Source organism: Paenibacillus sp. S28 (assembly GCF_016624415.1).
Classification (GTDB): domain Bacteria; phylum Bacillota; class Bacilli; order Paenibacillales; family Paenibacillaceae; genus Paenibacillus_AQ; species Paenibacillus_AQ favisporus.
Map to the genome: position 1 here is coordinate 304,787 of NZ_JACVTM010000007.1, position 14,833 is coordinate 319,619.

General features: G+C 49.1%; 13 protein-coding genes. 3 read left to right on the forward strand and 10 right to left on the reverse strand.

Translation table 11 applies throughout. The annotated features are described in order from the left end of the window. Window positions 1-52: 52 nt before the first annotated feature. From IAE55_RS19105 to IAE55_RS19120, 4 genes are all read right to left on the reverse strand, one after another. Window positions 53-940, reverse strand: coding sequence for a carbohydrate ABC transporter permease (locus tag IAE55_RS19105; RefSeq protein ID WP_325168663.1), 888 nt, complete (start codon window positions 938-940; stop codon window positions 53-55). 15 nt (window positions 941-955) lie between these two features. Then, window positions 956-1,939 (reverse strand): ABC transporter permease, encoded by a 984-nt coding sequence (locus IAE55_RS19110; protein ID WP_145159282.1) that lies wholly within the window; start codon window positions 1,937-1,939, stop codon window positions 956-958. Window positions 1,940-2,142: 203 nt separating this feature from the next. Beyond that, window positions 2,143-3,564 carry a family 43 glycosylhydrolase gene (locus IAE55_RS19115; protein WP_200633613.1) on the reverse strand — a complete coding sequence of 474 codons (1,422 nt, stop codon included), beginning with the start codon at window positions 3,562-3,564 and terminating at the stop codon, window positions 2,143-2,145. 29 nt (window positions 3,565-3,593) lie between these two features. Further along, window positions 3,594-5,417 carry a beta-L-arabinofuranosidase domain-containing protein gene (locus tag IAE55_RS19120; RefSeq protein ID WP_325168665.1) on the reverse strand — a complete coding sequence of 608 codons (1,824 nt, stop codon included), beginning with the start codon at window positions 5,415-5,417 and terminating at the stop codon, window positions 3,594-3,596. Between the two features lie 179 nt (window positions 5,418-5,596). Here IAE55_RS19120 and IAE55_RS19125 point away from each other — a divergent pair, with 179 nt between their 5' ends. After that, window positions 5,597-6,487: an AraC family transcriptional regulator gene (locus tag IAE55_RS19125; protein ID WP_267918346.1), complete on the forward strand. Its 891-nt coding sequence runs from the start codon at window positions 5,597-5,599 to the stop codon at window positions 6,485-6,487. Window positions 6,488-6,687: 200 nt separating this feature from the next. On the opposite strand, the gene IAE55_RS19130 is transcribed toward IAE55_RS19125, so the two are convergent. The 5 genes from IAE55_RS19130 to IAE55_RS19150 all read right to left on the reverse strand — a co-directional run bounded on the left by IAE55_RS19130 (window position 6,688) and on the right by IAE55_RS19150 (window position 11,191). Continuing rightward, window positions 6,688-7,176, reverse strand: coding sequence for an NUDIX hydrolase (locus tag IAE55_RS19130; protein WP_089547628.1), 489 nt, complete (start codon window positions 7,174-7,176; stop codon window positions 6,688-6,690). Between the two features lie 268 nt (window positions 7,177-7,444). Then, window positions 7,445-8,689: a serine hydrolase domain-containing protein gene (locus tag IAE55_RS19135; RefSeq protein WP_442793338.1), complete on the reverse strand. Its 1,245-nt coding sequence runs from the start codon at window positions 8,687-8,689 to the stop codon at window positions 7,445-7,447. Window positions 8,690-8,854: 165 nt separating this feature from the next. Then, window positions 8,855-9,718, reverse strand: coding sequence for a pentapeptide repeat-containing protein (locus tag IAE55_RS19140; protein WP_200633570.1), 864 nt, complete (start codon window positions 9,716-9,718; stop codon window positions 8,855-8,857). A 14-nt stretch (window positions 9,719-9,732) separates the two neighbouring features. After that, on the reverse strand, window positions 9,733-10,062 hold the full coding sequence (locus IAE55_RS19145; RefSeq protein WP_076164694.1) for a PadR family transcriptional regulator: 330 nt from the start codon (window positions 10,060-10,062) through the stop codon (window positions 9,733-9,735). Between the two features lie 226 nt (window positions 10,063-10,288). Further along, window positions 10,289-11,191, reverse strand: a complete 903-nt coding sequence (locus IAE55_RS19150; RefSeq protein ID WP_200633571.1) for a nucleoside hydrolase — start codon at window positions 11,189-11,191, stop codon at window positions 10,289-10,291. A gap of 303 nt (window positions 11,192-11,494) precedes the next feature. Here IAE55_RS19150 and IAE55_RS19155 point away from each other — a divergent pair, with 303 nt between their 5' ends. Continuing rightward, entirely contained in the window at window positions 11,495-12,394 is a 900-nt protein-coding gene (locus tag IAE55_RS19155; protein WP_200633615.1) for a dihydrodipicolinate synthase family protein, read from the forward strand. Between the two features lie 8 nt (window positions 12,395-12,402). On the opposite strand, the gene IAE55_RS19160 is transcribed toward IAE55_RS19155, so the two are convergent. After that, window positions 12,403-13,206 carry a helix-turn-helix transcriptional regulator gene (locus IAE55_RS19160; protein ID WP_200633572.1) on the reverse strand — a complete coding sequence of 268 codons (804 nt, stop codon included), beginning with the start codon at window positions 13,204-13,206 and terminating at the stop codon, window positions 12,403-12,405. A gap of 151 nt (window positions 13,207-13,357) precedes the next feature. On the opposite strand from IAE55_RS19160, the gene IAE55_RS19165 reads away from it, so the two are divergent. After that, a complete protein-coding gene (locus IAE55_RS19165) occupies window positions 13,358-14,830 on the forward strand; it encodes an MFS transporter (RefSeq protein WP_234489700.1) in 1,473 nt (490 codons plus the stop codon). The last annotated feature ends 3 nt before the right edge of the window (window positions 14,831-14,833 follow it).

The window sequence follows — 14,833 nt, forward strand, 5'->3', positions numbered from 1 at the left end:
CCAATGGATATACTGGTATTTTAATGTAAGCGGTTAAATATAGAAACAGCGATTACCCTTTCACAGATCCTAACATAATTCCGTGCACAAAATATTTTTGCAAAAACGGGTATACGCATAGGATCGGCACGATGGAGATGACCATCGCCGTCACCTGCAGCGAGAAACTCGTCACTCCGGCCGAAGCCGAGGCGCTGTTTGCTACAGCGATGGAATCCAGCGGCGTGTTGCTCTTGTTGATCACTTCCATCATCCGGAAGGTAAGCGTCCGCAAGTTTTCCGATTGCACGAAATAGGCGGAGTCCAGCCATGAATTCCATTGGCCAACACCCATAAATAACGCCATCGTGGCGAGTACCGGCGTCGAGACCGGCAGGATGATCCGAAAAAAGATCTTGAGTTCGCCAGCACCGTCGATATGCGCAGATTCTTTTAGTTCGCCCGGGATTTCGCGGAAGAACGAGATGGCAATGAGCAGGAAAAACGTGTTGAGCATGGACGGCACGATGTACACTGCAAATGAATTAAGCAATCCGATCGAGCGCAGCACAACATAATAAGGAATCAATCCGCCGGAAAAGTACATCGCGAAAATGATGACCGTAAAATACGTTTTGCTGAACAACAAATCACGGTGCGAAAGGGCGTAAGCGACCAGGCTTGTCAGCAGCAGTCCCAATGCCGTACCCGAAATCGTCCGGGCAACCGTGACCAAAAAGGCTCGATACCACTTCGGATCTTCCAGAAAAATTTTGTAATTTTCCAGAGTTACTTTTCGGGGCCACAAATATACGCCACCCAGGAGCGTATCGGAGCCTTTATTGAACGAGGCGATGAATACATAATAGAATGGATACAGCATGATGAGCATCAATATAAACAACATGATGTAAATAAAGCTATCAAAAATAACATCCTTCTGTCTTTGGCTCTTAAGCACCACCAGCCCTCCTTTTTAGAATAAGCTTGATCCCGACACCCGCTTGGCGATAAAGTTACTTGAAAAAATCAAAATGACCGAGATAACAGACTGAATGAGATCGATTGCTGCCGCATAGGAAAATCGCCCGTCACTCAGACCAACCTTGAATGCGTACGTCTGGACAATTTCCGATGTCGGATTGTTGATACTGTTACCGTATAAGTAGGCTTGTTCGAAGTTGGAGCCAACCAGGCCGCCTCCGAGAATACTGCCAATGGTCAACACCAGCACGACGACGATCGTTCCCCTGATTCCCGGAAGTGTGATATATCGGATCCGCGCCAGTCTGCCGGCGCCGTCCATCTCAGCGGCCTCATAAAGCGAAGGATTAATTCCCGTTATGGCCGCCAAGAATATAATCGTCCACCAGCCCATTTCCTTCCAGATCGCACTGCCGACAGCAAGTCCCCAGAAATAGTTGGGACTCGTCAAAATGTTGAGCGGTTTGTCAATCAAACCAGCTTCGACTAGGACCCTGTTTACCATGCCAACATCCGCGGACAGGAAGGCATAGGATACTCCGACGACTACAACCCAGGAAATAAAATGCGGCAAGTAGCTGATCGTCTGCACGAATCGTTTGAACGCCATGTTTTTCACTTCGTTCAACAGGATCGCAAGCAGAATCGGTGCGGGAAAAGCGAAGATGACCTTCAGTAAGCTCAGGACAAGCGTGTTGCGTACAATCGTGGCAAACTGATAATCATGGATGAATTCATCGAAATATCTCAAACCGACCCACTCGCTGGTAAAGATCCCCTTGATACCATTTGAAATACTGTAGTCTTTAAACGCCATAAGAATACCGAACATCGGCGTGTACGAGAAAATCAGCAGAAAGATCATACCCAGTCCTACAAATACATGCAGTATTTTTTGCTTTTTGAACCGCTTCCATAATTGGTGCTGCTGACCGCCGTGATCCGCAGTTCTCGTAATCTGTGCATCCAAATCCATATGCGCTCCTCCTTTATTGCTAGTCTATCCTCTTGACCCATCTGCTCGTAAGCCAACATTCTTAAGAAAGCGTTGTCATTTTTTAATACTCGGCCTCCATAGCTTTATCATTAAAAGATCACACAAACCAAAAAAAGCAGTTCCGGAAAATGCTCTGAACTGCTTGCGTATTTTTTCGGGAAACTGGTTCCCAGGCGGGCGGCCTACTCTAAAATAAACGAAGCCAGATCCGCGCTTCCGCTGCCCGTGTACGTAAAATATAGAGCCTGTATGCCATCCGGAATGACGAGATCCGTTGAATATTCCGTCCATATATTCGTGAAGTTAACGGGTATTTTTCCGAGAGCCGGTCCGTCCCAAGTCGTTTTAATTTCAAAGTTGCCCTGGCAATAACCACGCACCTTGAGTTTCACCTTCCGGATTCCTTGGCAGTCGAAATACTTGAAACCGGCAGTAGCGGAGTCTGTCATGTTAGCGATGTATCCGATCTCTTCGTCCCCGTCTCTTCCCTCCTGCGTGATCTTCGGAAAACGGCTGTCCATCCATGCCCCTGAGCCGAAACCGCCTGTATACAATGCTTCGTCTTTACAGAACAGATTACATGCCAAGTAGGCGTGGTATTCACCGCGACCCACAAGCGGGCCGTCATTGGGACCGCAAGAGGTCATTTCCACTTGAGGAATCGTTCCATCCTCCCGAATGACGATCGGTTCGATGCAGCCCTGCCGGCTAAAAGCCGTACCGTTGGTATGGCGATGATAAAAAATGAACCATCTATCGTTAATTTCCACAATGCTGCCATGGTTATTACCGCCGTAATACATCGGTTTGTCCGCCGGTTTGTAGGAATCGATGTGAAGATCATTGTTGCTTATGATGACGCCCTGATAAATGAAGCCTTTTGTCGGAAATTTACTGGTGGCATAACATAATTCATGCATGACAATCGATGAATAGACAAGATAATAGGTATCACCCTTCTTACGGATGGAGGGAGCCTCAAAAAATTCATGCCCTTCAAACCCGCTTCCCGCACTGTAAGGTTCACTTGGGGCGACAAATACAGGTTCCTCCACAATGGTAAGCATATCTTCACCAAGCACCGTGGCCATTGCGCCATGTCTGGATTTATCTTTGGGTGCACAGAAACCTGTATATAAGTACGTCTTCTTCCCTTCTGTCAACACACCCGGATCAAACTGGGGCTCGTCTCCTTTTCTTTCGCCCAAGCGTGTACCGTCCGCGTACCTTACGTATCCGTAAAATTCATACCTTCCAGCAGGTGTATCGCAGACGGCAACCGAAACAACCGGCACCTTATCCAGGACATAATAAAGATAATAACGACCATCCGGTCCGACGGTGACGTCCGGCGCATAAAGACACATCCTGCCATCAGGATTTAGCGGGTCATCTGTTTTGGTGTAGATCACGCCCTCATACCGCCAGTCGCCTAGATCATTTACGGGTGCCGACCAGCAAGCGTAGTCGTTTAAACAAAACACATGTCCGTTAAAGCGGTCATGCGAGCCATATACATAAACTCTGTCGTTAAAAACGTACGGTTCTCCGTCAGGTATGTATTCCCACGATGGGAGATAGGGGTTTAGCCCTTGTTTTTTCATCATAAACGTTCACTCCTTTAAATATGCCTTCACGCTTCTTCATACGCCGAGCTGCCATCTTTAGCAAAGGAAAAACGGCGGTTGAGGCTGGAATCCTCTTCTAAGTCCAAATATACGGAATACGCTTCTTCCTCAACTCTGAATAGCGGTATGAATTTCGCTTGTTTGACTTGGTCATCGTCAAGGGCAAACTCCAGTTGCTTCTTTTCCGATCTGACGAATCTTTCGTTGATATTTGCATTTGACATCCCTTGCAAAAGCGAACCTTGCCCGTTCTGAGCCAGTAACACGGTGCCAAACATCACCGCCGCCAAACGGTCTGAGCCTTGGAGAGGAACCAAATGCAGGGATGCCTCTATTTCAATTTCGATCGTATCCTGATCCTGAAAAACACGTTGAATCCCGACGTACCCGTTTTCCCTGACAAGTTCGATCGGAGCGGAATTGATTTTTACAGCTTTGACTGCTTTTTCCTTGAGCATTAGTTTGAAAGCTGACGGTTCGGCTGCATCAACCACGAGCGTGGACGTAAGCCCATCGGGGAATTCCGTAAGCTGTGTGATTGTGACATGCTTTTCTTTCCAAACCACAGCAGATGGAATAAAGGCATTCATCAACAGAGCATCCCCGCTTTTAAACCAGATATTCTTCTGCAGCTCGCTCATTGCCTCGATGCCTGAGGCGGTACAACACCAGAAGGAATCGTACGGATCGCTGAATTTTTTGATCGCGCAGCTGCCCATCGGCTGGTGGTATTGCGAAAGTCCCGTTTCATCGCTGGCGCTATTCAACACCGCATTGTATTTCAGCGATTCCATATGATCCAGATACTCAACCGCCCCGTACCATTCAAACAACCGCTCCAGAATCCTTTCCGTATTATGCGCGCAGCAACTCTCGCTTTCGCCGCCGGTCAATGCATCTGCCAGCTGTCCGTAGCCTCCCCAGTGCTCCGATTTTTCGGAAACTCCGCCTTTGATAAAATGGGTGGCCTTTGAGCTGTTGTTTCCATTGGCAAAAGTTCTTCCCTTTAAGTAATCATAAAAATTCAAGGCCGCCGTTCGATATTTCTCCTCGCCCGTAAGGTCAAACCGGTGCATTGCCGCTATAATCATCGGAAGGTGAGTGTTTGCGTGCAGATTTTCAAGCACATCCTTGCCGTCCGCAAGATGATCCAGGAAATAATCCCTGTCGAAGAGTTGGGCCAGCTCAAATATTTTGGCATCGCCGGTGGTGTCATACAGGGTGTACAGGGCATCGCCGATCCCTCCGTACTCATTTACAGGGTTCACCTTCGTACAACGGAGAATCCCATCGATTTTCCAGAAGGAAAGCTTTTCAAAACGTCCGTGAATGTAGTGGGCCAGGTTTACGGAAAGAGCCAGGGCTTTTTCACTGCCGAGATACGCATAGCAATCGACCAACCCCTGGATAATCTTGTGCAGGGTGTAGTATGGCGCCCATACATTTCGATTTTCCTCGAATTCGAGCGTATCGAGCTTCTCCTCTTCGAAAGCGCTCAAATATCCGTTAGGCTTAGCGCATAACTCCATCATATCAACGATTTCATTTGCTTTTGATTTCAACCCCTCGTCCTGATCGGCAAAGGCAAATTTGGAACAGGCTGACAGATAATGCCCGACGAAATGTCCTCTGATACCGCTCTCATCGCTTTCCCAACCGCCCAAGGGCTCCGCGTTGGACGGAAGCCCGGCATTCATTTTAAACGTATGCATAAGCCGGTTCAGATCAAATTCAACAATATACTTTTTTACAAGTTCTCTGCGAAATGCAAAGGAACTGTCTGTCAACCTTACTTCATCAAGGCGAAAATTGGTAAACAAACCGGTCACCTCTTTTCCATCGGTTATGATCCATACCATAAAAATGTATGAAACCCGGATTTTATGAATAACACTACTCCTTTCCCTAAGGATGTGATTTAATATAATGATATTATTGTTGTTTTTGAATTATCTAGCATTTAATCGCGTACTATCGTCACTATATTACGATTCTTAGGAGAGCCCAAATGTACGAGCACCGGTACCGAGAAAACAAGCTGCACGGGGTTCCCGGCTTCCCTCTGTATATATACAAGGTGGAGCATCAAGCTGGGGTCCGCACGATTCTGCCCGTCCATTGGCATAATGAGATGGAAATCATTTATTTGTCCAAGGGAACGGCCACATTCCGAATCGAAAGCCGGGAGTTTGCTATCCGTGAAGGAGAAGCGCTCGTCGTTCACCCTGGCGAACTCCATTCGGGAATTAACGATCAAGACATGGGGATATGCTATTACTCGATCGTATTTAAGTTATCCTGGTTGTCTTCGCTCCAAGCGGATCGAATCCAGGAGCTGTTCCTTGGGCCAATCCTACTTGGGGAACTCCGACTTCCCGCCTTATTATCGGTTTCAGGCGGCTCGCCTCCCGAATTGTTGGGCTATATAAAACAGATCCTTATTCGTTACGAGAACCGTTCACCCGCTTACGAGCTGAGCTTGAAGGGCCTTCTCCTGCAACTGATTGCAGATATGTGCCAGTTCGGAATGATGGAACAAAGTGAGGAGCAGCGAAACAGCCCCGGAAACGAATATAACCAGCAAATTAAAAAAGTGCTGGCTTTTATGGAAGAGCATTCTCACGAAAAGCTAGCATTGGATCAGTTGGCTGGCGTAGTTTCTCTCAGTCGCTCCCATTTTTGCAAATTTTTCAAAACGCAGACCGGGATGCGGCCGATGGAATTTCTGAATTTTATCCGCATCAACAAAGCTGCTAATTTGCTGAGCACAGGATCGTACAATGTGCTTGAGGCTGCTCTCGAGTCTGGCTATCAGCATGTCAGTTATTTTTCCAAATGGTTCAGGTTCTATATGAATATGACGCCTTCACAGTTTAAATCCTATTATTCCGGAATGTAGAACAGTAGGATGCTTTCTTCAACATTAGCCTTGGGTTCTTAGCCGCCGCGCCGGCACAATATGAGGGGGACTTCAAAAAGCCGCAATAATGCGGCTATTCTGAGGATATGTGCTTGTCTATATTTACAGTGAAAATCTGCTGCTGAATGACCCTGAACTAAAAGTATCCCGTAAATGAAAGGATTTAATGGCACGTACAACTAAATGTTTCTTTGAAGTTTAACCTGACATTCAGAAGTTGTTGCAGTGACGTACTCCATATAATTCACAGAGCCGTTAAAGTTCAAATAAGCTTCGTAGCGCATGCGGATTGCGGGTAAGGTAATCAAATCCAGAACATTTTCTTTTGGAACCCACCTGCATTCGCTCGTCTCCTCAGACGTCGCTAACTCTCCCCCCACAGCTGTACACACGAAATCAAACATGACCTTCGTAGGAACATCGGTTACACCGTCATACCACTTATGGATCGCTGTATTTGAAACAACACTGATTAAATGGCTAACCGTGGCGTCTATTCCACTTTCCTCTTTGATTTCACGGATCACGCCATCCATCAGGTTTTCGCCAACTTCAGTGATTCCCCCAGGATATACCCAACCGTCGTCATGCGCTTTTACTAATAGGATATTTCCCTTTCCATCTTCTACAATACCGCCTGCAGATACTATATGTGTCGGAAACGCCAATTCATGACCTCCTTAGCTTGATGATTTGTGTATGTATTCCTCTTGCTTCATGCACTTTCCTGCTTTTTTATCAACACCTTTTCGGCTTTTAAGCGTGATACGTTCGTGCAAATAAAAAGACAGCCGATCATCATGACGGCCGCCTTCTAACCTGCTTCATTATTAAATATGCTGATCGATTCCCGGAAGCTCAAATTGATGGAGAATTTTCGGAAAGGCTCTGTGCCCTTTCTTGAGGTGGTACATCGAGGCTAATGTTACCCAGGTGTCAGTCTTCGATTGCCTGATAGACCGTAGTCCAGAAGTCGTGGATAAGCCGCGCTGAATCCGGGGTGGACATCCCGACCTGGGTGAGAAGAATACCCGTGAGCTGGTTGTGAGGGTCAGCGTAGGTCGTGGTGCCGCTTCCTCCGTCCCAGCCGAACTGGCCGATAGGCGCGTAATCACCACGATAGGTGCGCACCGCCATCCCGAAGCCCCAGCCGCCGTGCTGCCCTTGACCGAATGACACGTGGACATTGTTGGTGGCCATGGCGTGTCGGGCGGCTTGCTGCTCGGGCGTGAGGCGGTTGGTGGTCATCAGCTGGACGGCGGGACGGGACAGGATCCGTTGGTTCCCGTGCATCCCCTGATTCAGCAGCATTTGAAAGTACGCGTGGTAGTCATCAACAGTGGAGCAAAGTCCGCCTCCGCCGCCCTGGAACGCCGGAGGCTGGCTGTAGCGTCCCCCTTCGGCTTCGTCCCAAACGTTGAACTCACTGGTCTGCGGGTTGGGGGCATAAAGGGGCGGCAGACGGTCGATCTTGTCGGCGGGCACATGGAAGCTGGTGTCTTTCATCCCGAGGGGATCGAAGATGCGTTCGCGCAGAAATGTCTCAAACGACTGGCCCGTGACCCTGGCTACGAGTACGCCGAGCAGATCGTTACTGATGTGGTACTGCCAGCGCTCTCCGGGCTGGTGCATCAGCGGAAGCGCACCAAGGCGGCGCATCCACTCATCCGGCTCGGGCATCGGTTCCGGCAGATCTGGCGTGAGCCCCTGCTCGAAAATTGAGTTCATGATCGGCGTGCCCAGCGACGTCATATCCATGCCGAGCCCGAATGTGGAGGTCAACAGGTCCCTTACGGTGATCGGACGCCGCGCCGGCACGGTATCGTCCAGCGGGCCGTCGGCTCTCTTCAGCACCCGCCGGTCGGCGAGTTCGGGCAGCCACGGGTCTACCACATCGTCCAGCCGCAGCCTGCACTCGTCAAGCAGGACCATCGCCGCAGCCATCGTGACCGGCTTGGAAGTGGACGCCATCCGGAAGATCGTATCCCGGCGCATCGGCGCGCCTCCGTCATGGCGCATCGTGCCGATCGCTTCGACGTGCGTTTCACCGTTCCGGCTGACCAGGGCGACGAGCCCGGAAATTTTCCCCGATTCGACATGCCGTGCCAGCACGTCGTGCATTCTTTGCAGCCCGGTTTCGGAGAAGCCGCTGCTGCTTTTTCCCGATATCATCTTTTCCATTTGGATGACCTCTCTTTACTTGTTATCAGCCCTATGATTCTCTCTTGTCATTCATGCTTTAAAGCCCTTTGTCAAAAAGGTATATTAGCTGCATCAACGAGACGAAATATCGGCAAGTAAAAGATGGCTCACCTCCTGTTCCGGGTATCCAAATCGAGATATGTACTAGATCACCGTAACCTTGGACAAATTGGCATGCATGCCCTTGAGTGCGGCAAAGGTCAGCTTATCCATCGTCGCCCCGTCAAAACAAACGGTTTTGATCGCGCGGTAATATTTCTTGGTCAATAGAGATCCTTGGAAAGATACATTCTTGAGCGTCGCGCCCTTGAATGAAACTTCTTTCAATCCAGCTTTATCGAACTTGACGCCGACGAAGATTTGACCGTCAAAACGCTGTCCGCTCAAATCGGAGGACGTGAAGTCCACCCCGTCGAAAACACAATTTTCAAAAACGGTTTTGGTGAGAGCGGTCATCGTGAGGTTGACGTCAGTCAGATGAACGCCTGTGAATTTTGCTCCGGCCAGCCATGATTTGCTGAAGTTCGTACGCACGAGGATGGATTTATTGAAGCTTGCATTCGCAAGGTCCAGGGTGGATAAATTGCAGTCGGTCAGATTGGCGCCGTCGAAACGGGCGTCCCGCACGTCACTGCTCTTAAACGAGCTGCCGGTCAAGTCCGCGTTCGTAAAGTCGGATCCCCGCAGCGCGCTCGCTGTGAATTTTCCCTTATGGGCGGTAACACCCGCAAAGTCGCTACCCGTCAAGTTGCTCGCGCTGAGGTTGGTCAGCACCTGCCGCTCCAGCGAACGGGAGAGATTCGCCACTTCCAATACAGTTTGTTCAATGTCGCCGATGCTGTCGATGGTCATCTCCAATGCCGTTTCATCGTCCTTGCCCTCGGCTTTCAATTCACGGAACCGCTCCTGCAAATCGGAGTGCAGGTCCGCCTTTAATTCGCTGACACTCTTTACCCCATCGTACGGTGCAAAAACCCCATTCAGATAGTTCGTCAATTTCTCGTTCATCCCATCGACTCCCCTTATAACAAGTTTTCAAGCACACGCTTGGCGTACTCCCAGTTACTTTTGTTGCGCTCGTACGTTTCCTTGCCCTTCTCGGTAATTCGAAAATATTTACGCCGTCCGCCCTGCGATTCATCGCCCCAATACCACTCGATATCTCCGTCCCCTTCAAGCCTCCGGACGCTGGAATACATCGTGGCTTCCTTTAGTTCGTACTCACCTCCCGAACGTTCGGCAATCAGTTTGACAATTTCATAACCGTAGCGGTCCGCTTCGGATAATAATCGTAAAATCATCGTGTCGGTATGGCCTCGCAGCAGGTCGGATGTGATTTTGTTGTCACTCATACAATCACCTCCATATCTGCATCATACAATACACTACTGTGACTGTCAAGGTAATTAATTTATTAAAACACTTCTGATCAGGTATCCGGTTTACATAATTAAATTATGGTTAACCATGGTTGTTTTAATAAACGATGGCGACATAAGCCTATATCGTTAAAACACAAAAAGCCGCAACATTGCGGCTATGAAGGATGTATGTTCTTGTTTTTTATCAGTTTGAATATCACGATTCCGCGCTGAACAACTCCAATTTGGCATACATGTCTTCCAAAATAAACCTTACGTCGATATCCCGATACACCCGAATTCGTCTCTCCGTTTGATGGTGGATATAGGTCATGTCCGTAGATACCCGAGGCGCAGGCTTCCAATCAAAATCATAAGGCTGGTCATACAGCAGCAGTCCCACCGCTGGGGAATCACCCAGCGTCCACATTTCTCCTTTGGGCCAATGCGGATTGCTTGCCCATAGTTCATTTGTTTCAACCAATTGGCGGTATAAATACCGACCGATGTCGCCGCTTGGCTCTACTCTTCGTTTTAACTCCGCGAGGCTGACCCGCATCTTGCTGTAGACGTTACGGGGAACCTGCCATAACGGGATCGGGGAACTAAACACGACATTCGCTGCATGAATATCGTTGCTCAGGTTGAATTCCGTTTCACCATCCGGCCAAGATCCGCCTCCAATCCATATGGCTGTCAAACGATCGGCAATCGCCGGATTCATGAGATAGGCTGAAGCCAGATCCGTGATGGCCCCGAGGAAAATGACGAATAAAGGTCTCTGATCCTCAGACATTGCTTCCCGCACGATCAGCTCTGCACCTTCGGATATGGCCGGTGTCCGTTCGTCCTGCATGGCATGTTCCGCCCCGCGAAAAACAGAATATTCTCCTGATAATCCCATGATATCCAGCAGAAGTTTGATTTCCTTTACGCTGTCTAGCATTGAAGTATTGCTTCGCGCTTCACCGAAGTGGGCACCAATCAGTCCTTTGATAACAAATTGGGGCGTTAACAGCGAATGAACGATAGCATATTGGTCATCCGCTTCATTCTTAGCATCGCTGTTCACGATGACACGGATTTTTTTGGCTTCCGGTACATCGATTGCAAGTTTCATTAGTCACGCCTCCACAAGTCTCAGTTATTAAATTTGCTTTCAAAAATATTGTATTGCTATTGGTAACAGCAATAAATTGGCCATTTTTAAGTTTAGATAAGGTCATTTTTAAGAATATGTGGAAACCATTGATCCGATAAGCCTTTAAATAAGAACATATAACACTTATGCAAGATACATCCGTTTAATAACCATATTGGCCTAGTTTTTTGTCGAAGGATTGGCTCTTCATTTTAGTCCAATAGATTCTTATCATTTGTATGATGTTTTGAAGGTTAACAATTAAAGGAGTGTAGCTTGATGTTGTTCCATGGATTATCCGCTTTCCCCCTGACCCCAATGAGTGAGGTAGGTATTAATGAAAAAGAATACGAACTACTGATTCAACGCTTGGTTTCAGCTGGCGTAGACTCCATCGGTGCGCTGGGCTCAACAGGAAATTATGCTTATCTGAGCCGGATAGAACGTTACCGCGTTTTAAAGATTGCCGTTGATACCGCCGAGGGCATTCCCGTGATGGCAAGCATAAGTGCGATTCGCACGCTTGACGTACTTAGATTAGCAGAAGACGCACAAAAAGCAGGAGCAAGCGCCGTGCTGTTGGCTCCTGTTTCTTACCAGGCGTTAACGAATGAAGAGGTATATTTATTGTATGAACAGGTGACACAATCACTCTCTGTTCCGCTTTGCGTCTATGATAATCCAAGCACTACCCATTTTCATTTTAGTGATGAACTGCATGGCCGAATTGCTGAGCTCCCTCATGTTCGTTCGATCAAAATTCCTGGTGTACCGTCTGACCCCGAAGCAGCCAAGCAGCGTGTCAGCAGCCTGCGATCGCTGATTCCACCCTCTGTGAAAATTGGAGTAAGCGGTGACCCGTTTGCATTCACCGGCTTGAATGCAAGCTGTGAGGCTTGGTACTCCGTTCTGGGCGGATTGTTTCCAAAGACATGTCTAAGAATGACCCGATTGTCCCTGAACGGTCATGCTGACGAAGCGGAACGGATCTCAGCACGACTTGAACCGGTTTGGTCGTTATTTCGACAGTATGGAAGCCTCCGTGTAGCTTCGGCCGTGGCAGAAATCAGTGGCCTGGTTTCAAGTCCGAGTCTCCCCCTCCCCTTGCTGCCACTGGATCTATCTGCCAGGGAACAGCTGAAGTCAATACTTGCTGACATTCAAACGATGGAAGGATCTTGATTAAAAGGTTATCGAGTATCCGCTTGAACCGGGATATATACAGTCATTTTCAAGTCGGGGCAATCGGCAACCGTAAGCGACTGGTGCTCGAACGCAAGTTCACCGAGCCTTGGGTGATTGAACCTTTTAAGTCCCAGCGGGATCCCGAGCACTTCATGATGAGCCCACCATTGATTGAACATTTCGCTCGTCTTCTTGAGCAGATCAACCAACTCTTCGAACGAAGGATCGCCAATATGCTGTCCGTAGCTGGTCCGAAATTGGGCCAAGAGGTTCTGGGCTACATGCGGCCAGTCCGGAAGCAAATCGGGGTAATCGGGACGGGCAAACATTCGCCACAAGCTGTTTCTTTCCAAAACGTTCATCCGGTTAAAGTCGCCAAACAGCTCGCAAGCCGCATGATTCCAAGCGAGCGTGTCCCATCGGGGTCCTCTTATGTAAACGGGAAAAGGCTCTAATTTATCCAGCATACGCTGCAGGGACGGATCCACGTGAATGTCGGACATCCAATCCTTGGCGGGCGGACGGTGCTCCGCAAGCGTATACAAATGCAGCAGCTCATACCGGTTCAATTGGAGCGCTTTGCCCAAACTGTCAAGAACCTGAGCAGAAGGCCTGACATCCCGCCCCTGTTCCAGCCACGTATACCATATGTTGCTGACCCCGGCGATGTCCGCCACTTCTTCACGACGAAGACCCTTGGCCCGCCGATGCGGTGCGCTTTGGATACCAAGGTCGGCCGGAGATATGCGCGTTCGTCGCGATTTCAAGAATGCGCCTAACTCTTTGCGGCGTTTCAAATCTTCTTCCATGCCCTTCCCTCCGCTCTATCTACATATGAAATCATTTTTCACGTTCATTCTTGCTAGGTATTATTTTTTATAATCGTATAAACGGTATTCTTACGAAAAGACCTTTTTCATCTAGGATAGGGATATAACTTGATGGAGAAAGGTGATTGAAATGACCAAGACTAGTGGAGAGCGCGTCGATTCTCGCAGATGGTGGGCTTTGGCGGTGGTGTTGGCAGCGACATTTATGGCTTTGCTTGATTCGTTTATCGTTAATGTTGCGATTCCGTCCATCCAAGCCGATTTACGGGCAAGCGCCTCGGACATTCAGTTTATTCTCGCAGGCTATACGCTTGCTTATGCCGTACTGCTGATTACCGGGAGCCGGCTCGGCGATATGTTTGGGCGAAAACGTCTGTTTCTCACGGGGATGTTAGGATTCGTAGTCGCTTCGGCGCTATGCGGTGCGGCTCCCTCCTCGCTGTACCTGATCCTGTTTCGCGTGCTTCAGGGCATAACGGCGGCGGCCATGATGCCGCAGGTGCTCGCCATGATCCAAGTGAGTTTTCCCGAGCATGAAAAAGCGAAAGCCATCGGTTTGTATGGTGCGACTATCGGCATCGCCACCGTATCCGGGCAGCTGCTCGGAGGTTACCTTATCAGCCAAAATCTGTTCAGTTTGGGATGGTGTTCCGTTTTTCTTGTGAACGTCCCAATTGGTGTGGCTGCGTTACTCGCCGGAATCCCGCTGCTTCAAGAGTCGCGCAACCCTTCAGCCAAACGGCTTGATCTGGTCGGCGCAATCATTTTAACGGCAAGCCTGCTGGCGCTGGCATTTCCTCTTGTTCAAGGCCGTGAGGCTGGATGGCCCGCATGGTCGTTCATCTTGCTTGCCTGCTTCCCGGCAGGTTTGACACTGTTTATTATATATGAGCGGAAAATGCTTGAAAATGGAAAATCGCCACTGCTCTCCCCTTCACTTTTCCGGGATCGTTCCTTTAGCCTCGGCATATCGCTCATACTCGTCTTTTATGCGATCGCTTCGGCATTGTTCTTTACGTTGGCCGTTATGCTCCAGCAGGGATTCGGCTATTCTGCTTTAACGTCGGGGTTAACCTATTTGCCCTTGGGAATCGGCTTCTTCCTCGCTTCACTGGCATCACCTAAGCTCGTGAGCAGGTTCGGACCGGCTGTTCTGTTAGTCGGAGCTATAATTACGGCAGGTGGCATTGGTTACACTTTGGAAATTGTCCATCATCACGGCGGTCATCTGGTTTGGATGGCGCTTTGGCCGAGCTTGTTCGTTATTGGCATTGGGCAAGGCACCTGCGCGGCTCCGCTCATCGGAACCATTCTGTCCAAGGTACGTCAGGTGAATATCGGGGCGGCTTCCGGAGTTTTGACGACTGCAACCCAGCTCAGCACCGCGCTGGGCGTATGTTTCGTCGGAATCTTCTTCTATCGTGCTTTGGATATTTCAGCTTTGCCTGACTCGCATGCCCGTTATGCACACGCCTTTACCATCGCGCTTGAATTTGTTCTCATCTTGTCCGTCATCTATGCGTTCCTGCTCATCTTCTTACTGAAAACGGGACAGCAACGGCACCCTGAAAAAGCTGTCAGTGCTTCGGGGCAGAGGGGTTGATTT